This window comes from Helicobacter bilis (genome assembly GCF_900198365.1).
In the GTDB taxonomy this organism is placed as follows: Bacteria; Campylobacterota; Campylobacteria; order Campylobacterales; family Helicobacteraceae; genus Helicobacter_A; species Helicobacter_A bilis_B.
Window position 1 is genome coordinate 1 of the sequence record NZ_FZMS01000064.1, and the last position, 19,679, is coordinate 19,679.

A 19,679-nucleotide genomic window follows, 5' to 3' on the forward strand; every position below is an offset into this window, starting at 1 on the left:
GATTGAGGGAAAGAAGTTTATGGGATAAACATTTGATTATTAGATTATATAAGTTTTTAAATAGGTTAGAGGGAGTGATATTGGTTTTAATCTTTGGATATGGGGCATAAAACGAATGAGTTAAACCTCAATAAGTTTTATAATCTTATGTCCCACACTCGCACAACAATTAGTTTGTGAAAACATAAATATTATTCTTCATAATTCACAATTTTATAGTCGAAACAACAAAATATCTTTCTGTTTTTCTATTTTAATTCAACATTTAATCACTTCTTAAAATGCACTTGACTCGTTTTTTGTAAAATCGGCTTTCTATTTTTTATGAAAGGATAAACATGAGATTATCAAAATCTTTGATTGTAGGCACATTTTTAGGTGGTGCGTTTTTTATTTCTGGTTGTTCGCAGAATATCGCAAAGTTTTCAGTTGCAACGACAGGTAATATGAATATGCCATCAAATTTACAAAAAGGCACAACCGTTGAGGGCAAGGATTGTATTACTAGAGTTTTTGGAATCCCATTTGGCAATAGGAATAATAGGGTAAGTAATGCTGTTGGCAAGGCGTTAGATATGGCGACGAAGAAAGGACAGCCAAACGACGCGCTTGTAAATGTGGATATTCGTTCAAGCTCTTGGAATATTATTATTTTTGGCAGACAATGTATAATTGCAAAAGGACAGCCAATAGGAGCTTCTTCTGCAAATGATTCTCAAGCAAGTAAAAAAGAAAGCAAAGATAGCTAGTTTGCAATAGCACAAAGGGTATCGAATGTGAAAGCGACAAATACTCTAAGATAAGTGGCATAATGGTTTATTGTGTTGTAAAACTTGGCTATCAACAATGGTTTGAATCTAAAACAAGATTTATTGTGTTTAGATTCTATATTTTTTGTAATATCCGCTTGTAGGCAATTTACTTATCTTTATCGAGCAAATTTAGCAATATAGGGCTATTGTGTAACTTCTAATGTTTTCTGTGCTTTGATATTATTAAAAAGTTGGTTGTTGTATTAAATTTGAGTGAAACATTAGCTGGGAATATAATATTCATCAAAACCTTACAGGGCTATTTTCGACTCACTATATCTTGTAACTTTTCTATAATCTCATTGATGGCTACAATCTCATCAGTTTCGTTCATATTTTGTGTTGTTTTATGTAAAATCACAAAATATTTAGAATCCATATTATCACCAGACCAAAGATAGCTATCTCTCTTGCTACATAGCCATATTAAAGGCATATTAAGATTATTTGCAAGATGACTAATTGCTGTGCTAGGGCTAATAAGGGCTATGCTTTGCTTCAGTAAAGCTACAAGGTTTATTAAATCATCATCATTATAAAATATAGATACATTATGTAAAGATTGAAGTTTTAATAATTCTGTATTGCCCGCTTCATTGCCTTTGTATGTTGGTATAACAAAATGCAGGTTTGGGTATAGCCCTGATAGTTTATATAGAAGTTTTTCATATCCGCACAAGGTGAGATTGCAAAATGTGCTACGCACAAATGGATTGACTACCACGATTTTTTGTTGTATATGTCTAGATTCTATAAATTCTTTAATCTTTGCCTTATTTTTGTCGCTACTTTTGAATCTAATATAAGAGTAGTCTATCGTAGCTATATTTTTATCATAATGCTTGGGGTTAATTTTTCTAACAAGTTGCAACATGCGTTGATATTGTGGAGTGTGGTTTAAATGCTTTGGGATAAAAACACTCTCAAAGCGATAGTTAAGACTATTTGCAAAAGTCATAAAAGTAATTATGCGTTTGCATGTCGTCTGTGCTAGAAGTCTGCATTTCGCTCTATTTGGTTGTGTGAGAATGAATATATCAAAATTATTCGCATTGATATTTTTAATGAGATTCTCGTTATCCATAGATTCTATGTTGATTATGGAATCTATAAACTCAAATTGTGCATATAGAGTTACCCCCCCCCCCCGCAAGAATTAGTATAAACAATAATCTTAGAATCTTTATACAAATGTCGCAGAGCGTATATAGCATGTAATACGACTATATTATCACCAATTAACCCCGCTCGGTAGAATCCTATATTCATCAATTATTTTCTTTAAGCCTATAAATACCCAAGCATACGCTTAAAGAAACTCTTAAAGCCCTTAGATTCTAAAAGCATATTATGCTCCATGTCTGTAATCTCATGTGCTAAAAGTGCCGCAATATCGCCTATGCCTACCGATACGCTATTAAATGGCTCTACTTTTGTAATTAACGCACGATTTCTTGTAGCTTTATTCACTGCAGCGTTTAGCTCAAGCCCACCTAGAAACTTTAGCGTGAGATGTGGTATATGCTTTTTTGTAATACTCTCCATGCGATCAAATACCGCAAGAGCTTCTTTTTGACTTTTACACATGTTTATCACCATAAAGATTTGCTTCTTTGTGTGTGCGTTTAGCTTGATAGTCGCATACGCATCTGTAATGGCTGAAGGATCTGGCATAGTAACCACGATAATATGCTCGCATGCTTGCAGTGTAGATTGATTTAGCGGACCGATACCTGCCCCCGTGTCAATCAGCAAAAAGTCAAGCGTATCAAGGATATTACTCTCATGTATGAAATTCTCCACAATATTGAGATTGTTACCCGCGTATTTTAGAATCTCTTCACCACTATCACCCGGTATGAGATAGAGATTTGGCTCTATTTCATACACGACCTCATCGATACTTACCTCGCCCTTCATCGCGTGAAGAATGTTTTTATCAGTTTTAATGCCAAAGATAAGATCAAGATTTGCTAGTCCAATATCTGCGTCAAATACGCCGACCTTAAAGCCTAGCTTATTGAGTTTATAGGCAAGGTTTGCGCTAAGAGTGGATTTGCCTACGCCACCCTTACCTGAAGTAATAGCGACATATTTCGTATTCGCTTTATTTCTCATCATGGTTTCTAGCTGTTTTGCCTGATTTTCAATCATTCGACTTCCTTGCCTTGCTTAAAAAGGGTGTATTCATCAACTTAAATTTCCTATTGTTCTTCATTATTGCAAGATTCTACCGAAAGCAAGATTCTAGCAAAAAATTAATAAATTTATCACCAGAAACAAACGCTATCGTTATAGAAATCCACGCTACGCCATAAAAGAAACTCGTTAAAGATTTTCATAATAACACATGCAAGAAGTATTCCATAGGCAGTTTTAAAACTTAAAATCTCATCTTAACAAATCGCCATATTTATGTGATTAGATTCTATTAGCTTCTGCTATAATGTAGTTTTAGATTATTTAAAGGTGTGCTATGAGAAAAAATATTATGGTTATAATGTGTGCTTATTTGTTATGTTTTATGTGTAGTCATTTGGCAGTGGCACAAGAGATATATGCCCCAAAGACAAAAGAATATCTTATTCGTTTATTGAAAGACCCAAACATTCCTTTAAGTGCGATTGATACAAGTAATATTACAGATATGAGCAGACTTTTTGAGAATACGACTCGCAAGGATTTTAGCGGTATAGAATCTTGGAATGTGTCTAATGTGGTGGATATGAGCTATATGTTCTCTCATGCGAAGTTTTTTAATCACAATATTAATGATTGGAATGTGAGCAATGTGGTAAGTATGAGTGGCATGTTTTATGAAGCAAGCAGCTTTAATCAACCGCTAGATAAGTGGAATGTGTCTAAAGTGCGTTTTATGTTTGGTGTGTTTTTCAATGCAAAGGCGTTTAATCAGCCGCTAAACTCATGGAATGTCAGCAATGTAGAGGGTATGGGAAGTATGTTTGCTGGGGCAAGTAGTTTTAATCAGCCGCTAGACAAATGGGACACGCAAAAGGTGCTAACCATGCGTGATATGTTTCATAATGCAAAGTCCTTTAATCAAGATATAAGCATGTGGAATATCAGCAAGGTAAAAAATAAAACAAAAATGTTATATCGCTCTGGTATGCAACAAATCCCTGTGTGGTATAAAGAAGAGTTTCAAAAAGAACAAGAAATAGATTCTATGAAAAAAGAGGAATATAGATAGTTTTTAGAATCTTTTATGCAAGTGCTTTGCTTAAGTAATAATATTAAGCAAGGAAAGATTCTGCTGTATGCTAAGATAGTTTATTGATGTTTCAGTAACGAGAATCTTAAATGTCTATTATGCTATCTTGCTAACATGTCTTTATCAATCTTGCATTTCTTTGTAATTGCAATATAGTTTGTAGTGATAAACTGCTCATCGGTTTCCCTGTAACTATCAATGTGATATAAAGTCGCATTAGGCAAGATTCTATAAATTGCCATATCATTTTTACTAAAGAAATACCAAAAATCCTGAAAAAATGTGCGTGTGTCAATATTACAACCACCAAACTCAAAAGTAACCATATCAATAGCTTTGTTTGCAAACATAACTTTCGCACCATCTAATACATCAAGCTCGTGTCCCTCCACATCAAGCTTCAATAAATCTATGTGTGAAATATTTTGTGTTTCGCAATATGTATCAAGTGTGCTAAGTTGAATTTGTTCTGTTTTGTTAAAATCGATATTAAAATGATCGAGTCGCCTTTTTGTAAGACTCGCGAGACCAGAACCATCGGCATTTGAATACAGCGTTGCTTTGGTTTCAGTATTTGATAAACCAAAGTTGTTAAGCATTACCCTTTCGTTATTGCTATGTGTTTGTGAGAGTTTTTCAAAAGTATAGTGCGATGGCTCAAAACAATAGATTTTAAAATCTAGCGTATTCTTATTTTGAGAGGTTTGCCCCCCCCCCCATATGTCGCAAACATAATGTTGTGTATTTGCCCACATTTGCACCTACATCAAAAATACAAAATGAGGTCTTATTGCTAAAATATGAATTTTTAAGCAAGATATTAAAAGCTATCTCTTCCCCGCTATCAAAGACTTCTCCACCAGAGCCAATACCTAAGGCATTAAGTGAGCGATTAAGTATCTTTGTGTGCTTACGCATTGAATAAAACTTATGAAACATAGAATCTCCCTTAAACAATAATTAAATAATAGTAAATAAAATTATACTATATTAATCTAAAAATAGATTCTATGATCTCCAAACCCCATACAATCTACTTGCATTGCCCACAACACTAATAGAGCTAAGGCTCATAGCAAGGCTTGCAAGCATTGGATTTAGCATAACTCCAAAAGGACTAAATATTCCCATAGCAATGGGTATGCAAATGATATTGTATAAAAATGCAAAGCCTAGATTCTGTTTGATATTATGTAGTGTTTTTCTACCTAAATGCAGTGCCTCTACAATACCTAGCAAATCATCTCTAAAATAGATAATATTGCCATACTCAATACTTACTTCACTCCCACTTGCCATAACAAGTGAAAGATCAGCCTTTGCTATCGCAATAGAGTCATTTGCCCCATCGCCTATCATAATCACTTTATGCCCTTTGTTTTGCAGAGATTCTATATATCGCATTTTATCTTCTGGCAGACACTCTGCCTTGTAAGGAATGCCTAAAATATCAGCGATATAGCCCACATTTTCTTTCATATCCCCACTTAGAATCTCACATTGAAAACCGCCTGTTTTAAGCATAGCTATCATCTCTTGTGCGTATGGCTTTAGTGCTTCTGCTAGATATATACGCCCTAGTAAAATCGCCCTATCTTGCATGATCTCAGCGATATACACACAAACACGGCCTTTTATAGAATCTGTCTCAACAGATAGCCCTGCCCTATCCTTTAAAAGTTTCGCATTTCCAATCAAAAACACTCTCTCTTTAGAATCTATAAGCAATTTAGATTCTATCCCTGCATTCATGTAGTGTTTAGAATCTAGCTGTTTATAGAGTTGTGTATCACTAGATTTATTATGAAAACTCTCACAAATTGCTTTAGCGATAATATGATTGCTTGAAATCTCAATAGAAGCAGCAATGCGTAATAGCTCGTTTTCGCTTATATTTTCCTGCAAGAATATGCTATGCAGACTAAAATCCCTTTTAGTTAAAGTGCCTGTTTTATCAAAAACTACATAATCTGTTTTGCTTAGACTTTCAAGGCTTTGTGCGTTTTTAAAAAAGATTCCAAAGTGATTTGCCCTAGCGTTTGCAAAGAGTATTGCCATTGGCGTGGCAAGTCCTAAGGCACAAGGGCAAGAGATAAGAAGTGTGCTAGAAAAATATAGCATAGCACTCTCTAAGTTTTCATATATAAACCAAAAGATTCCACTACAAGTAGCAAGAAACATGACAAGCGGGACAAAAATGAGTGAGATTCTATCCGCAAGTTTTGCGATATTTGCTTTGCTTTCAAGGGTTTGCTCTAATAGGCTTTGCATTTTGCTGATTTTAGAATCACTTAAAGTATGGCTAACACGAGCAATTATGGGCGTATCAAGGTTTAGCGTCCCTGCAAAAAGCTGCATGCCTTTTTCCTTCCTAATAGGGATACTCTCACCACTAAGCATACTCTCATCAATACTTGCATCATTTGAATAAAGTATAGAATCTATGGGGATAAAGCTGTGTGGGAGTATCTGTATATAATCGCCTATTTGAAGGTTATAGGGTGAGATTTCTTCAGTCTTTAGGGCGGCTATATCATGTGGATTTATGATTTTTAGGGCAATTTCACTTTGTCTTTGCAGTAGAGATTTTGCGTTTTTTATAGCTTTATTTTTTGCATTTTCTTCCATAAATTTGCCAAGCATAATAAAGCTTAGAATCACACAAACACTCTCAAAATACAAATGACTTTCTATCCCATTTAGCATTTGTGCTAAGCTAAAGCAACTATATAAAAAGCCTGATAAACTCCCAACACTCACAAGTGAATCCATATTAGGTCGCAGGGCAAACAATGCTTTTAATCCATGAAAATATATACTCCGCCCAAAGTGCATAACACAAAGCGTGATAAAAAGCTGTGTCAAGCCATTATAGATAGGATTATGCAGGATTTGCGGCAAGGGAAGGCTAAACATATCATGTAGCATACTTATATACACTATCACTAGAGATAAGATAATACTAAAGATTAATCGCCTTTTATCGTTTAAAAGGGTGCGTTCTATGTAGTGATTTATTTTTTGTAGAATGTTTTGCCGCTTGGTGTCTTTCGTAGAATCTAGATTCTGCGTTGTCTTTTTTGCAAGTTTGGACTGGTGCTTCGCACAAGTGGTGCTTTTAGCGGATTGTTCGCTCAAGGCTCGGTCATTACCGCTTAGGTAACTCCCTTCGCCTTTCGCTCCAAAAGCTTTGCTTTCTTTAGTAAAACCACTAAAATCACTCAAAAATACTTCCGCAGTTTGCATTTTGGAGTTTTTGGAATCTAGAAACTTGTCATATTGAGCGTTAAGCGAAATATCTTTACTAGATTCCATATCGTTATTTGTATGAATTGTAGAATCTAAACTATCCATTGTTTTAGATGTTTCGCTTCGTTCAACATGACAGACAAAATCTGTGTTTTTAGATTCAGATTCTATAAAAGTTGCTTCATGTTTTTTAGTATCATAGAGATTAGATTCTATTGTATTATTTTGGGTAGATTTTGTATTCTCTATTTTTTGTGTTTTAGATTCAGTGGCACACTCAAGCGGATTAGAATCTTTTAGCATATTGAAAGTGGAGCTAGAAGTTGTATGTAATGATTTTAGACTAAAGTTTGTATTTGCTTGATTTTTGTTATTTGCTAAAGTAAAACTAGACTTTGTGGCAAGTTTTGCTTTAAAACCCAAAGATTCTATACATGATATTATGGAATCTATATCGCAAGTTTCTTTATCAAATTTTATTGCCGCTGTGTTGTTTAGGATATATACATTTGCTTCTTTTATGCCCTCTTTTTTTCTTAACTCATTTTCAATACTTGCAGAGCAGCTCGCACAACGCATACCAGAAACAGCAAGCCTCACAGAATCTATATTTTGTGTTATCTCTTTCGTGTTTTGTATAGATTCCGTATTTTCTACTTCTTGTGTCCCAAGTTCCGCCTCCCATCGTGGTGTAAGCGGTGATAGTGGTGTTTGCGGTTGTGAATTATTTGCTTGGCTAAATCGCATATATTTCCCTTCAAACTACTTAGCTTGTGCTTCTTTACCTTTTTTCTCATCAAACTTTACTTTAAAATCTCTATAAGGTGTTTGCAATTTATAGGTATGAAGATATTGTGGGATAAAGACTTCAAGATCATTTATCTTTCGCATAATATCCACATAATAGGCTTGGGCTTGTCTATTTACACTCTCTTTATTCCGCCATGCAAAGCCCTTGTTATATGACTTTATGATTCTTTGCAGATCGCCCTTATGGATTTTATGCCAGTATCGCAGGTTATCTAGTGCAATAGATGATGCAAACATAGGATCGGAAATAAGCATTTGCCCCACAACATTACGCAAAAACGAAGAGTCTTGATAGCTTGTATATTTTCTAATCACATTGGAAATATGTGCGTGATAAATCCCAGCAGACGGATCAGAGAAATTTAATAAATATTCACCCGCACAAGATTCTTTCCATGCGATTGCCGCCATAAGATAGCCAAAGCCATGATCTCTACCATAGTAGTAAGCATACATTAATACATCTTTTTGCTCTTTAGTAAAGTCTTGTAATGCTACACAAGTGCCTTCTATCTTTATGGTGATTTTCTCTTGGGCTACTAAATTCTGACGCAATAACACAGAGATAGCATAGCACCAAATCGTAGTGATAAATATTCTTTGCACCTTTTAGCCTTTTTCACTTTTATTTGCTAAAATTATACAATCAATTTAAAAAGGCATGAGTAAATGGCAGAATTATTTATTGAAATTTTCACAGAAGAATTACCCGCAATTCCACTTTTAAAAAATCTAAGTAATATCAAAGAAAATTGGAAAAAGATACTAAAAGATAATTATCTTGAATCCCATTTTGACTTTTTCTACACACCACGAAGACTAAGCTTTATCCACAAAGATTTTGCATTAAAACAACCTGACACAAAGGTAGAATCCTATGGACCACCACTTGCTATTGCTTATGATTCTAACAATAATCCCACAAAGGCAATGCAAAGCTTTTTGCAAAAAAACAATATCACCAAGGATATGGTCAAAACAGCGACTAAAGATAATAAGGAAGTGCTATTTTATGAAAAAGAAGTAAAAGGGATAGAATCAAGTAAGCTTTTAGAATCTATGGTCATCACCCTGCTTCATTCACTGCATTTTGGTAAAAGTATGCGTTGGGGTGATTGCAAGGATAGCTTTATACGACCGATACGAAATATTTGCATTATGCTAGATAATAAAAATATCCCTTGTAATGCTTATAATATAAAAGGGAACAATCTTATTTTTGCACACAGACAAGCAAAAGATACAAATGGAGAACAAAAAGGTCATTATGCTACAAGTATAGAATCTTATCTCGACTTTTTAGCACAAAATGGCGTGATACTAGACCAAGATAGGCGTAAAGGCTTAATACTACAAGAGATAAAAGAACTTGAAAATAAACATAATATAAAAGTAGAGATTGATACAGATTTATTACAAGAGATAGTAGCGATTACAGAATATCCACATGCAATGCTAGGAATCTTTGATGAGAAGTTTCTAAAGATTCCAAAAGAGATGATTATAACTTCTATGAAAGAGAATCAAAGATATTTTGCGGTATATAAAGATTCAAATCTTTTTCACGGCTTTGTAGTTGTGAGTAATTCTTTTGGCGGTGATTTCTCTCTCATTACGAAAGGGAATGAAAAGGTATTACGAGCAAGGCTTGAAGACGCTATGTTTTTCTACACGCAAGATATAGATTCTAAAATGCAGTTTGGAAGTCTAGATTCTATTAGCTTTATGGAGGGGGCTGGAAGCCTTGCAGATAAGATATTACGAGAGCAAAACATGGCAAATAGTCTTATAGCCTTGCTTAACACAAAGCAAATAGAATGCAGTGAAAATGAAAAAGCCCTTGTAATACAAGCCTTGAAATACGCAAAATGCGATTTATTATCCCAAAGTGTGGGGGAATTCCCCGAGTTACAAGGCATTATGGGATCATACTTTGCAAAAGATTGCGGCAAGGAAGTTGAAGTCTGCCTTGCAATAAGAGAGCAGTATCTACCAAATGGCATACAAGCAACACTTCCTAGCAGCAAAATCAGCGCACTTGTAAATATGGCAAATAAGCTTGATACCATTTTCACACTCTTTAATATCAATAAGATTCCAAGTGGCTCAAAAGACCCCTTTGCACTAAGACGACAAGCCACGGCGATTTTAAAGATAGCACATCAATTTGGCTTTGACTTAAGCATAAAAGAGATATGTAATCTAGCAAGTAAAGATTATAGCAACGCAAAGCAAGATAGTCTTATAGACTTTATGATGGAGAGAATATATGGAATCTTTCCGGGGGTAAATCCTAGCATTGTGCGTTGTGTGCTACTTATGGGATTTGGCATCACACAAAGCTTTGATAAGACTTTAGCCCTTGCTTCATATTTTGAAAGCGTGGATATCAAATCTGTGATAGGCACTTTCAAACGCGTGGCAAATATTTTAGATAATGCAAATCTTACCAAGGACATAACACTAAACACAACACTATTTGAAGAGAGTGAAGCAAAACTTTATAATAATCTCATGGCATATATAAACAACAAGAAAACAGAAATTACAAACCATACTCTAGATTCTGAATCGTATTTAGCACAGATAGAGAGCTTATTTGCACTCAAAAGCGATTTAGATTCTGTATTTGATAATGTCTTAATAATGACTGATGATATGGAGTTAAAGCAAAATCGCATTGGCTTAATCACACTTGTATTTAAGGCGTTTATGGAATTTGGCGACATGCGTGAAATCGCGGTGTAGATTTAGCTTTAGAATCTTAGTCTTATCTCAATAGTTACTTTGTAAAATACAAGCTTTAATGTTGTAGTAAAAAGGATGGGTTATGTTGTTAAAAAGTATGCTGTTGGTTTTCTTCTCATTTTATACTTTAGATATAAATATGCAAAAAGAATGTGAAAGCGAAAGAGATAAAATAAGTGGTTGCATAGAAAAAACATATTATACAAATGGGGTTCTTGCGGTAGAAAGACCATATAAAAATGGTAAAATGGAGGGAATAAATAAGGTATATTATGAGAATGGAAATCTTTGGCGTACAATACCATACAAAAATAATGAAGCAGTGGGTATTGTCAAGTTGTATTATAAAAATGGGAACTTGCAAGCAGAAATACCAATGTTAAACGATGTCTTACATGGGGACTTAAAATTCTACGCAGAAGATAAGGAGCCGCTTGCCCTACTTAAAACAACGGGTTATGGGATTATAAGTGGTAAATGCCATAATGGCAAAGCCCTAACAGAAAAAGACCTGATGAATATCAATAGAAGACACACGCTTAATATGGCTACTTTTTTGAATGAAATATGTTCGCTTAATCCTTAGATTCAATCTTTAACTTTTGTTTTTAGAATCTACCCTTACAATAAGACTATCTGGCAAACCTAAAGATTTTATAATTGTTTGTTCTAGTATTCGCTGTTCGCCATTATCACATTCGTGATCAAAGCCCAATAAATGCAAAAATGCGTGGATAAAAAGCAATGAAAACTCGGCATAGGGATTATGCTTATATAATGTGGCTTTATCGCACACTTCATAAATATTTATGATAATGCTGCCTAAACATTGGGGCATATCGCTAGATTCTATATCCTGTATCTCTAAAGGAAAACTTAGCACATCTGTGGGATAATCTTTTGCCATATATTGCTTGTTTAGCTCTTGCATAGATTTACTATCTGCAAAGATTAATTCTGTATAGAGATTTTGTTTATCTAAAGATTCTATATATTTATAGATACTTTCTTGTAGCTTTAAGTCTTTTTTTATAGAATCTAGTCGTATTGTTTGCATGATAAAATCAGCTAAAAACTCTATATAGCCATTTATCTCTATGCTAGAATCTTGTGTTAAATCTGTGTTTAAATCATTTTTAGAATCTTGCTTTAAATCTTGCCATGCTTTTAGAATCTCGGTGTAGGGGGGCTTATCCATTGCATTTTGATTAGAATCTAGATTCCATAGGTTATGCCCTAAGTCTTGTGCTTCACCCAGATTTGACACAGAATCTAGACTTTTAGATGTTTGCTTACGCTCAACATGACAACTTTTAGAATCTAAAACCCCTGCACAATTAAACTCACGCATTTTCTCTTGCATATATGGGAAAATATGCGTTGTCTTAAAGTGATTCCATAGATTTTTACAAGGCTTTAGTAGAAAAAAGTCCCCATCAACTTCTACTCGCATATTTGCACCTCGCATTCAAGCCTTATGCCACTTATCTCATAGACTTTTTGTCTAGCTAGTTCTATAACTTTTATCGCGTCTTTAAACTCTGCCTTGCCTAGATTTACTAAAAAATTTGCATGTTTATCGCTAAAGCCTACATTATTGACATAAAAGCCTTTCATACCAGCAAGTTCTAGTAGTCTGCCCGCATAGTCATTTGGCGGATTCTTAAAGCAGCTCCCACAGCTTGGCTCATGCGGATGAGTGCTTCTCATTTGTGTAAAAAGCGGCAATAAATCATATCGAAAGCCCGGTATTTTATGGAATCTTGCCGCAAATATCACGCCATCACTCTCCCTTGTCCTATATAAAAGCCCCGCTTTTTCTACATTGATCCACTCGCCATTGATATTTAAGCTTTGCAAAATCTGTGCTATCTCATATTGCTTCATACCTGCATTCATATTGCATAACGCACCGATATTTCCGGGCAGATTTTTAAGAAATTCAAGCCCACTTAAATCATGCTTTTTAAAGAATAAAAACGCTTGGATACTTGATACACTAGCCCCCATCTCAATGCAGTCTTCATTCAATGCGATATACTTAAAGCTATCGCCCAATATCCCAAGATTCTTTGCATTTGGGGATACAAGCAGATTATTTGCCTTGCCAATGATATGCCATTGTTTAGAATCTAGCTCTAAAAATGTGCGTTTTGTGTGAGTGAGAGGCGTGCTAAAATGCAGTGTTGTATTTTCAAAAAATGTGATTTTTTTACTTGTTATCTTAGAATCTTTATTGCTAAAATACGCCCCAAAATCAGCCATATCAAAGACTTTTACAGGTAGCTTTGTGCCAATTTTTAGGCTTGAGTATTTTTGAAAGTCAATAAGTATTTCTTGCATATTTAGGAGATAATAGTAGGTATCATATTAATCACCATTTTAGTGAAATCCATAAGCATGTTTAGCATCCATGGCATAGTGAAAATAATCATAGCAACAACTGCTAGAATCTTTGGGACAAACGCAAGTGTCATTTCATTAATCTGCGTTGTAGCTTGAAAAATGCTAATCAAAAGACCCATGATGAGAGCGACAAGCAAAACAGGCAGGGATAAAAAAAGCGTGATTTTATAGGTTTGTATGGCAAGCGACATGAGTTGTTGTTCCATTGATAGCCTTATGTTGATATGAGAATGAGATTCTAGCATGTTTAAGAAAATATGGGAATGTTTAGTGAGTTGTTTTGGTGTATAACATGGCATAAAATAAAGCAAAGGGGACAGAAAATAGCCTTTTTTGCCTTGACTTTTTTTGTAAATTACGCATAGGCTTTTGAATGCTTTGTGTGAGATTTTAGGATATTGCATGTAGGATTTTATGTAGATTCTAAGATTTGGGGCGGTAAAAGGCAGATATTTTACAAAAAGGTTGCAATATGAAAAAAGGTTTAATAGCATTGGTGCTTGGTGCATTTATCTCAAATGTGTATGCTGTTGAGGTGAGTGGAGATGAGTTGTATTATACGGAGTATTATGGTGATAATGCAGGTAAGCGTATAACACATTATTGTTATGAGGATATTAGGACAATAATTAGTGGTAATTTGGGAGGGTTTTACGACATAATGCCAAGTGATGGTAATTTGCGCAGTTTTTCTTTGCGTGATAGATTAAAAGAAGTAGAGAAGTTTGAGTATATGAAAAAGTCAGAGGCTTTAGCTAGTGCGATAAAAAAAGATTTTGAATCTTGGCAGCAAAAACTTTACACTTTTAGGACTAAACTTATGGAAGATGGTTGCGCGATAGAAGATAAATGTAAATTTAAAGACTACAGCGGCCTAGTCTCATCATGCGAAATGAAAAAGCCACTTAATGAGATTCTAAATAACCTTGATAAATATTATACAGATATTAAATAGGTTATATTTAGCTTCTTTTACGATTTAGGGCAAATACGCCTTAAATTAAGATAGATTCTAAATTTGCTTTCTATCTTAAAAGCTATGCAGACAATCTATTTTAAAATAGATTTGTAGATTTAGTCATAAAAATTTATTAAAGCGATATGTATTTTACATAATTTATACAAAAATAAGAAAAAATGTAAAAATATATTGACTTTACAGAAAAAAAAAGATATGATTATGTCTTTATTTTTAGTCAGCTTTAAAAAGACCCGTTAGCTCAGCTGGTAGAGCAATTCCCTTTTAAGGAATGGGCCGTTGGTTCGAATCCAACACGGGTCACCATTTAGTCTAAGCTGTGGCCCCTTCATCTAACGGTTAGGATACCACCCTTTCACGGTGGCTACAGGGGTTCGAATCCCCTAGGGGTCACCAAGCTTTATGATATTTTCTACACTACATAATAATTTCTTTAGGTCGCTTAGCTCAGTTGGTAGAGCGCCACCCTTACAAGGTGGATGTCACAAGTTCGAGTCTTGTAGCGACCACCATCTTGGAGCGGTAGTTCAGTTGGTTAGAATACCTGCCTGTCACGCAGGGGGTCGCGGGTTCGAGCCCCGTCCGTTCCGCCACTTTTTCTACGCATAATATTTTCTTGTTATCTTTCATTAATGAGCTACTTTAAAGAACAGAATCTAACTTGTTTCCCACTTTTTAATACCAATTAAAGAACACTTTGAAATATCTAAGCTTTTTTGCCTTTTGTCTTGTTTTATTGTACGTTGTTTTTGCAGCATATAGAGAGTTGGGCTACTTATACAAACAATACTCTGTGTCGATTTTAATCCAGCTTGTGTCTTTTTCCCCATTATTTTAGCATTTATGTCTATACAATCATTAACGGGGTGTTTTTAGCAAATCTAAGATTGCCTTAGTGGATTAATCTGTGTGAAAAGCACAGGATTGTCTTTAAAGTCTTTTATCGCTTCTTCATATACTTTTTCAATCTTTTCTATGCTTAAATCTAGGGCGTATTGCTTTGCGGATTCTTTGTATTGATCACGCATAGCTAGGCGTTCATCTTTATGTTCAATCCAGTATTCAATCTTAGCACACAAATCATCAATATTATTTGTTTGAAATAAGCTTCTTTCATCAAGGGCAAACTGATTTGTAGCAGAGATTTTAGAATCAGCTATCACAGGCACAATCCCAAATGAAATCGCCTCAAGACAAGAGATCGCTTCACTCTCAACTTGAGCTGGGTGTATATATAAATCCATTTTAGCGATATTTTTCATTAATAAACTATTTTCAATATATCCAAATTCATAAGGAGTTTTTAGTAGTTTCTCACAAAGCCCTTTAAGATAAGATTCTCTAGGTCCTAATCCATGCAAGTGCAATTTTATAGAATCTTTATACTTGCTTTTTGCAATCGCTTTAATGAGTATATCTTGCCGCTTTTCTTTTGATAGCCTGCCAACAGATGCGATGTGAAAATAAGAATCGTTGAATTTCTCTTCTATTGCCGATGTTTGCTTAAATTTAAAGCCATTGCTGATTACATGCTTTTTACCACCATAACCGACACGATTAAGCTCAGATTCCATAAGCTTACTTGGGCAATGAATGTGGTGTGAATAGCGATAAAATGCACGATAAAACCGCTTGTAGAGATAGTGATTAAACCATTCAAAATCCATATTCATATTGTAGCTTATATGTTGTGGTTGCACATGAAATGCGGTGATATATGGGATACGCATTTTTCTACAAAGATGTAGTGATACAATCTCAAGGCGAAAGGGCATATATAAATGCACGATATCTGCACCGCTAAACGCTTCTTCTAATACCGCTGTATTTGCTACTCCAAATATCATGTGCTGTCGTTTAGACACTTCTGTAACAAGCGGGATATACCGCTCTTTTACCCCATATAGTCTCTCACCCTCTTCTCCTATTGCTCCCCTTGCCATCTCCCCTTTATCATCAGTGATATTGGTAGCTACTATGCGGACTTCATGTCCTTTTTTGATAAGCTCTCTCGCAAAGCGAAAAGCTGTCATAGAAGTGCCATTACTTCTATTTTTATAACTATCAACAACAAAGACGATAATCATCAATCAAACTTTAGCTTAAAGATTTTTTTATCAAACACGGCGATATAGAACATGCCATAAAAGATTTTAATATCAAGCAAAAAGCCCTCAACCTTTACTTCACATTTTTTTGTATCATCTTGCAGGGCTTCTGCTTTAAAGATAATTTCATGTCCCAATTCTATTGGTGCAAGAAATTTAATATCCGCACCGATAACAAGGCTATTTTTCTTATTTAAAGCAGTTAAAGCACAATGTGAAGCCGCACTGAAAATAAAGCCACTATGAATAAGCCTAGAATCTACGCACATATCTTCAGTCGGCGCAAATCGCACTTGTGAGATATTATGTCCCAATCCCATAAGCTCACCAGACAATCTAAAGTTAATATCTTGGGCTATACTTCTGTCTTCTAAATGATTGCTTAAAGTGGTATGCACTTCTTTTTCTTCTGTCATACTTTCTCCTTTACAAGTTTTGGCTAAATATTTGCAACTGCAAATATCCTAAAAAGTAGCTTAACATAAAATTATCGGCTTTAGTACGCCTATATAAAATCCTAAAATAAAATAACGATCTATTTTGTTTTAATAGGCAATTCTCTATCTAGCAATGTTTGGTAATCATCACATGATTTTTGATCCCCTTCTCTACATTGTTTGGCCAACGTATCAAGCTTTTTTGCAGAATCTTCATCATGGCTTTTAGCAACATTTCGTATAGTAAAATACTGACTTGCAAAAATAAAAGCTATCGCTAAGACAAACACTATAAAGCTTTTTGGTCGCAACTTGAATTTTAAGAATCTCATACAACCCCACTCATTCTGTAATAACAGCAAAGAAGGTATTTTAGCATATTTTTATTAAGAAGAAAGATTTTGCATGATGAATAAAGAATTTTAGAAACTGATTTGTAACTTTTGTTATTTCAAAGATTCTATAGCCCATATTTATTCACACACAAAATGCCTAAATGGCACAGAATTTGCTAAAAACTACATATTAAAAATATCAAAAAGCCGTATTACATTAGGATTAAAGGCTATATTTATCAAAAAAGATTCCAGAAATGCAGGAGGCATAGAATGAATGACACGATGTTAAACGCCGTGAGCGGGATTAAAACGCATCAGTTTGGGCTTGATAGTATCTCAAACAATATCGCCAATGTTAATACGCTAGGCTATAAGGCAAATGATCCAGAGTTTAAGACGCTATTTTCTCGTAGCATGGATTCTATGAATGCTTCAACGGTTACAAACAACGACTTTAGTTATGGTGTAACGGGTGCTAGTAACAATGTGATTACAAAAATGGGGAATCTCAAAAAAGCAGACAACGATACAAGCGTGGCTTATATAGGTAAGGGCTGGTTTGTCGTTGGGAAGAATAAAGAGGGGCAGTTTGAAATAAACGAAGACAATTTTAATGCAAGTGATGAGAATTACTTTACAAAAAATGGGGATTTTACAATAGATTCCGATGGTTATTTAGTAAATTCTGAAGGGTATTATCTGTATGGTGTGAATCTTGGAAAAATCAATGGCAATAATTTCAAGGCTTCACAAGACCCAGAAAAAGATTATAAAGAACTTGCAAAAGGTGTGATGAAGCCAATCTCTATACCACCACAAATTAGCTATCAGCCCGTAGAGACAACAAAAGTAGATTTAAGCGTGAATCTAAATCGCACAGGTGAGCTTAAAAATGTAGTATTAGCACACACAAGCAATGGAGTCTTTAATGAAGCAAGTTTCTTTAACCAAGACTTTAACGCACTTGCAAATAGAGATGGCGATATGATACGCCCTAATACTTTTCCAAAAGCAGATATTGAAGTAACAATGCCAGATGGCACGGTTCAAATCGCACATTATGAATATGGTGATGGGACTTCATCGCAGGGTAAATTTCATACAATAGGGCAGTTGCAATACCTTATAAAGAGAGATACAGGGCTTGATTTAGAGTTAAATAGAAATCCAAATGGATCAATCGATCCAAAAGGTGTGCTTGTGCTAAAAAATAATACAAATACGCCGGTAAAAGTTAAGCTAAGTGGGAATTTCTTTGAGCGGCTGCATTTAAGTGGTGAAATGGAGAATATGGGTAAAAACGACTATCTAGCAGGCACAAATCTCAGTGTGCCAAGTTTTACAAATACAACTGAAATCTTTGATGAAGGTGGTAAAAAATATGCTATGCATAATGAATACTTCCTTGTAAATGCGGGAGATTCTGAAGGCACACAGAAAATGCCAGAGACTTGGAATGTGCGTAGCTATATACATGAATTTTCAGGCAATCGCATGCTTATTAGCAGTGAGGTAAAAGAGGGTAAAATCTTCTTTGACCCAAGCGGTAAGGCAGAAGCTGATGATATGGAGATTCCATTCTTAGGTAAAAAAAGCGTTAAGCTAACGCTATCAAGAAGCACAAATAAAGTATATAAAGATTCTGGTGTGAATGACACAGAGCAAGATGGTAAAAATCGCGGCGAAATGTCTAATATTAGAATCAATAATGAGGGCATTATCTCTGTTGCTTTCACAAATGGACAGACAGAAGCGATCGGTCGTGTGGGACTTGCTATGTTTGCAAATGATCAAGGGCTAAAAAAGGTCGGTGGGAATCTTTTTGCCCTAAATCCTAGCACGATTAATGGCGAGGTAACGCAGCTAAGTGGGAATCCAAAGCTTGTGTGGGGGGAAGATTCTAACCTTAAGCAAGGAAAGGTATTGCAAGGCTATGTTGAGACAAGTAATGTTGATGTAGCAGATGCCTTGACTAATCTTATCTTAATGCAAAGAGGCTATTCTATGAATGCAAAAGCCTTTACAACTTCTGATGATTTGATTAAAGAGGCGATTAATCTTAAGCGTGCTTAGTATTTATTGTTAGTCGTAGTATTTTTATGCGAAATGCGATGGTAGTGAAATTTCTATTATTTTTCAAAATCGCAGTTATAGAACAATTTATCAAAGCATTACGCAAGGCAAAATGACAAGCATATCTTGAAGGCTAGATTCCATAAAATTGCATGGATATAGAACCTGTGAAGTTAAAATTTTTTCATTCACACACTAAACTTTATGCTTATGTAAATAGATTTTGATTTATTTCATATATATATTCTGTAAAAATACAAAGCGTTTTTTATCTAAGATACATACAAAAATATATCTGTGAAATACAAAAGATTCCCGCTTTAAAAGTGGGAATGGAATTTTAATAATGTAAGGTTGTAAGGCTGAAAAATAGGTTGAAACAAAAGGGTCTAAGCCCTTAAAATATTAGAAGATGTAGGAATAGCCTACATTAATCACATGCGTATTCATGAGTGTTTCGCTTTTATCATTTTTCTCATTTGAGCCA

At 34.8% G+C, this 19,679-nt stretch carries 19 protein-coding genes and 4 tRNA genes; 10 read left to right on the forward strand and 13 right to left on the reverse strand.

What is annotated here, in order from left to right; all coding sequences use genetic code 11:
• Window positions 1–338: 338 nt before the first annotated feature.
• Window positions 339–749 carry a hypothetical protein gene (locus tag C6H08_RS08430; RefSeq protein WP_034580259.1) on the forward strand — a complete coding sequence of 137 codons (411 nt, stop codon included), beginning with the start codon at window positions 339–341 and terminating at the stop codon, window positions 747–749.
• A 322-nt stretch (window positions 750–1,071) separates the two neighbouring features.
• Here the strand turns inward: C6H08_RS08430 and C6H08_RS08435 are convergent, their stop codons facing one another.
• Genes C6H08_RS08435 through C6H08_RS08440 form a run of 3 tightly spaced genes read right to left on the reverse strand, consistent with a single transcriptional unit; the run spans window position 1,072 to window position 2,966 of the window.
• Window positions 1,072–1,965, reverse strand: coding sequence for a glycosyltransferase family 9 protein (locus C6H08_RS08435; protein ID WP_233708544.1), 894 nt, complete (start codon window positions 1,963–1,965; stop codon window positions 1,072–1,074).
• Window positions 1,947–2,084 carry a hypothetical protein gene (locus tag C6H08_RS11330; protein WP_158656844.1) on the reverse strand — a complete coding sequence of 46 codons (138 nt, stop codon included), beginning with the start codon at window positions 2,082–2,084 and terminating at the stop codon, window positions 1,947–1,949. The genes C6H08_RS08435 and C6H08_RS11330 overlap by 19 nt, the downstream gene beginning before the upstream one ends.
• A 15-nt stretch (window positions 2,085–2,099) precedes the next feature.
• Window positions 2,100–2,966, reverse strand: coding sequence for a P-loop NTPase (locus C6H08_RS08440; RefSeq protein WP_005216607.1), 867 nt, complete (start codon window positions 2,964–2,966; stop codon window positions 2,100–2,102).
• A 322-nt stretch (window positions 2,967–3,288) separates the two neighbouring features.
• Here C6H08_RS08440 and C6H08_RS08445 point away from each other — a divergent pair, with 322 nt between their 5' ends.
• Entirely contained in the window at window positions 3,289–4,023 is a 735-nt protein-coding gene (locus C6H08_RS08445) for a BspA family leucine-rich repeat surface protein (protein WP_034580260.1), read from the forward strand.
• 122 nt (window positions 4,024–4,145) lie between these two features.
• On the opposite strand, the gene C6H08_RS08450 is transcribed toward C6H08_RS08445, so the two are convergent.
• The 4 genes from C6H08_RS08450 to C6H08_RS08460 all read right to left on the reverse strand — a co-directional run bounded on the left by C6H08_RS08450 (window position 4,146) and on the right by C6H08_RS08460 (window position 8,709).
• Window positions 4,146–4,799 (reverse strand): FkbM family methyltransferase, encoded by a 654-nt coding sequence (locus C6H08_RS08450; protein ID WP_034580263.1) that lies wholly within the window; start codon window positions 4,797–4,799, stop codon window positions 4,146–4,148.
• A complete protein-coding gene (locus C6H08_RS11545; protein WP_034580265.1) occupies window positions 4,735–4,983 on the reverse strand; it encodes a hypothetical protein in 249 nt (82 codons plus the stop codon). The genes C6H08_RS08450 and C6H08_RS11545 overlap by 65 nt, the downstream gene beginning before the upstream one ends.
• A 69-nt stretch (window positions 4,984–5,052) precedes the next feature.
• On the reverse strand, window positions 5,053–8,040 hold the full coding sequence (locus tag C6H08_RS08455) for a heavy metal translocating P-type ATPase (protein ID WP_034580266.1): 2,988 nt from the start codon (window positions 8,038–8,040) through the stop codon (window positions 5,053–5,055).
• Window positions 8,041–8,055: 15 nt separating this feature from the next.
• A complete protein-coding gene (locus C6H08_RS08460) occupies window positions 8,056–8,709 on the reverse strand; it encodes a hypothetical protein (RefSeq protein ID WP_034565217.1) in 654 nt (217 codons plus the stop codon).
• Between the two features lie 63 nt (window positions 8,710–8,772).
• Here C6H08_RS08460 and glyS point away from each other — a divergent pair, with 63 nt between their 5' ends.
• Window positions 8,773–10,851 (forward strand): glycine--tRNA ligase subunit beta, encoded by a 2,079-nt coding sequence (gene glyS / locus C6H08_RS08465; RefSeq protein ID WP_034565218.1) that lies wholly within the window; start codon window positions 8,773–8,775, stop codon window positions 10,849–10,851.
• A gap of 82 nt (window positions 10,852–10,933) precedes the next feature.
• A complete protein-coding gene (locus tag C6H08_RS08470) occupies window positions 10,934–11,437 on the forward strand; it encodes a toxin-antitoxin system YwqK family antitoxin (protein ID WP_034565220.1) in 504 nt (167 codons plus the stop codon).
• 9 nt (window positions 11,438–11,446) lie between these two features.
• On the opposite strand, the gene ybeY is transcribed toward C6H08_RS08470, so the two are convergent.
• The 3 genes from ybeY to fliQ all read right to left on the reverse strand — a co-directional run bounded on the left by ybeY (window position 11,447) and on the right by fliQ (window position 13,463).
• A complete protein-coding gene (gene ybeY / locus C6H08_RS12570) occupies window positions 11,447–11,908 on the reverse strand; it encodes an rRNA maturation RNase YbeY (protein WP_034565892.1) in 462 nt (153 codons plus the stop codon).
• 386 nt (window positions 11,909–12,294) lie between these two features.
• The gene (locus C6H08_RS08480) at window positions 12,295–13,194 is read right to left on the reverse strand and encodes a UDP-N-acetylmuramate dehydrogenase (RefSeq protein ID WP_034565222.1); all 900 of its coding nucleotides are present in this window, start codon (window positions 13,192–13,194) and stop codon (window positions 12,295–12,297) included.
• A 2-nt stretch (window positions 13,195–13,196) separates the two neighbouring features.
• Entirely contained in the window at window positions 13,197–13,463 is a 267-nt protein-coding gene (fliQ, locus tag C6H08_RS08485) for a flagellar biosynthesis protein FliQ (RefSeq protein ID WP_004086408.1), read from the reverse strand.
• 266 nt (window positions 13,464–13,729) lie between these two features.
• Between fliQ and C6H08_RS08490 the strand changes: the two genes are divergently transcribed.
• The 5 genes from C6H08_RS08490 (at window position 13,730) to C6H08_RS08510 (ending at window position 14,829) form a co-directional block, all read left to right on the forward strand.
• Window positions 13,730–14,212 (forward strand): hypothetical protein, encoded by a 483-nt coding sequence (locus C6H08_RS08490; protein ID WP_034565225.1) that lies wholly within the window; start codon window positions 13,730–13,732, stop codon window positions 14,210–14,212.
• 254 nt (window positions 14,213–14,466) lie between these two features.
• A tRNA-Lys gene (locus tag C6H08_RS08495) sits at window positions 14,467–14,542 on the forward strand.
• A gap of 15 nt (window positions 14,543–14,557) precedes the next feature.
• Window positions 14,558–14,632 (forward strand) — tRNA-Glu (locus tag C6H08_RS08500).
• A 40-nt stretch (window positions 14,633–14,672) separates the two neighbouring features.
• A tRNA-Val gene (locus tag C6H08_RS08505) sits at window positions 14,673–14,748 on the forward strand.
• A 4-nt stretch (window positions 14,749–14,752) separates the two neighbouring features.
• Window positions 14,753–14,829, forward strand: a tRNA-Asp gene (locus C6H08_RS08510).
• A 288-nt stretch (window positions 14,830–15,117) separates the two neighbouring features.
• Here the strand turns inward: C6H08_RS08510 and C6H08_RS08515 are convergent.
• The 3 genes from C6H08_RS08515 to C6H08_RS08525 form a co-directional block, all read right to left on the reverse strand.
• Window positions 15,118–16,323 (reverse strand): glycosyltransferase, encoded by a 1,206-nt coding sequence (locus C6H08_RS08515; protein ID WP_034580269.1) that lies wholly within the window; start codon window positions 16,321–16,323, stop codon window positions 15,118–15,120.
• Entirely contained in the window at window positions 16,323–16,760 is a 438-nt protein-coding gene (locus C6H08_RS08520; RefSeq protein WP_005216553.1) for a hypothetical protein, read from the reverse strand. Before C6H08_RS08520 ends, C6H08_RS08515 begins: the two co-directional genes overlap by 1 nt.
• Window positions 16,761–16,879: 119 nt before the next feature.
• Entirely contained in the window at window positions 16,880–17,113 is a 234-nt protein-coding gene (locus C6H08_RS08525; RefSeq protein ID WP_034565230.1) for a hypothetical protein, read from the reverse strand.
• Window positions 17,114–17,389: 276 nt separating this feature from the next.
• Here C6H08_RS08525 and C6H08_RS08530 point away from each other — a divergent pair, with 276 nt between their 5' ends.
• Window positions 17,390–19,192 (forward strand): flagellar hook-basal body complex protein, encoded by a 1,803-nt coding sequence (locus C6H08_RS08530; protein ID WP_034565233.1) that lies wholly within the window; start codon window positions 17,390–17,392, stop codon window positions 19,190–19,192.
• Window positions 19,193–19,679 lie beyond the last annotated feature (487 nt).

Excerpts from the sequence above, each read along its gene's own strand:
- glyS (WP_034565218.1), top strand. The coding sequence starts at position 8,773 with ATGGCAGAATTATTTATTGAAATTTTCACAGAAGAATTACCCGCAATT.
- C6H08_RS08430 (WP_034580259.1), top strand. The coding sequence starts at position 339 with ATGAGATTATCAAAATCTTTGATTGTAGGCACATTTTTAGGTGGTGCG.
- C6H08_RS08530 (WP_034565233.1), top strand. The coding sequence starts at position 17,390 with ATGAATGACACGATGTTAAACGCCGTGAGCGGGATTAAAACGCATCAG.
- C6H08_RS08515 (WP_034580269.1), bottom strand. The coding sequence starts at position 16,323 with ATGATTATCGTCTTTGTTGTTGATAGTTATAAAAATAGAAGTAATGGC.
- fliQ (WP_004086408.1), bottom strand. The coding sequence starts at position 13,463 with ATGGAACAACAACTCATGTCGCTTGCCATACAAACCTATAAAATCACG.
- C6H08_RS08480 (WP_034565222.1), bottom strand. The coding sequence starts at position 13,194 with ATGCAAGAAATACTTATTGACTTTCAAAAATACTCAAGCCTAAAAATT.
- C6H08_RS11545 (WP_034580265.1), bottom strand. The coding sequence starts at position 4,983 with ATGTTTCATAAGTTTTATTCAATGCGTAAGCACACAAAGATACTTAAT.
- C6H08_RS08520 (WP_005216553.1), bottom strand. The coding sequence starts at position 16,760 with ATGACAGAAGAAAAAGAAGTGCATACCACTTTAAGCAATCATTTAGAA.
- C6H08_RS08490 (WP_034565225.1), top strand. The coding sequence starts at position 13,730 with ATGAAAAAAGGTTTAATAGCATTGGTGCTTGGTGCATTTATCTCAAAT.
- C6H08_RS08470 (WP_034565220.1), top strand. The coding sequence starts at position 10,934 with ATGTTGTTAAAAAGTATGCTGTTGGTTTTCTTCTCATTTTATACTTTA.
- C6H08_RS08445 (WP_034580260.1), top strand. The coding sequence starts at position 3,289 with ATGAGAAAAAATATTATGGTTATAATGTGTGCTTATTTGTTATGTTTT.
- ybeY (WP_034565892.1), bottom strand. The coding sequence starts at position 11,908 with ATGCAAACAATACGACTAGATTCTATAAAAAAAGACTTAAAGCTACAA.
- C6H08_RS08440 (WP_005216607.1), bottom strand. The coding sequence starts at position 2,966 with ATGATTGAAAATCAGGCAAAACAGCTAGAAACCATGATGAGAAATAAA.
- C6H08_RS08525 (WP_034565230.1), bottom strand. The coding sequence starts at position 17,113 with ATGAGATTCTTAAAATTCAAGTTGCGACCAAAAAGCTTTATAGTGTTT.
- C6H08_RS08450 (WP_034580263.1), bottom strand. The coding sequence starts at position 4,799 with ATGTGGGCAAATACACAACATTATGTTTGCGACATATGGGGGGGGGGG.
- C6H08_RS08455 (WP_034580266.1), bottom strand. The coding sequence starts at position 8,040 with ATGCGATTTAGCCAAGCAAATAATTCACAACCGCAAACACCACTATCA.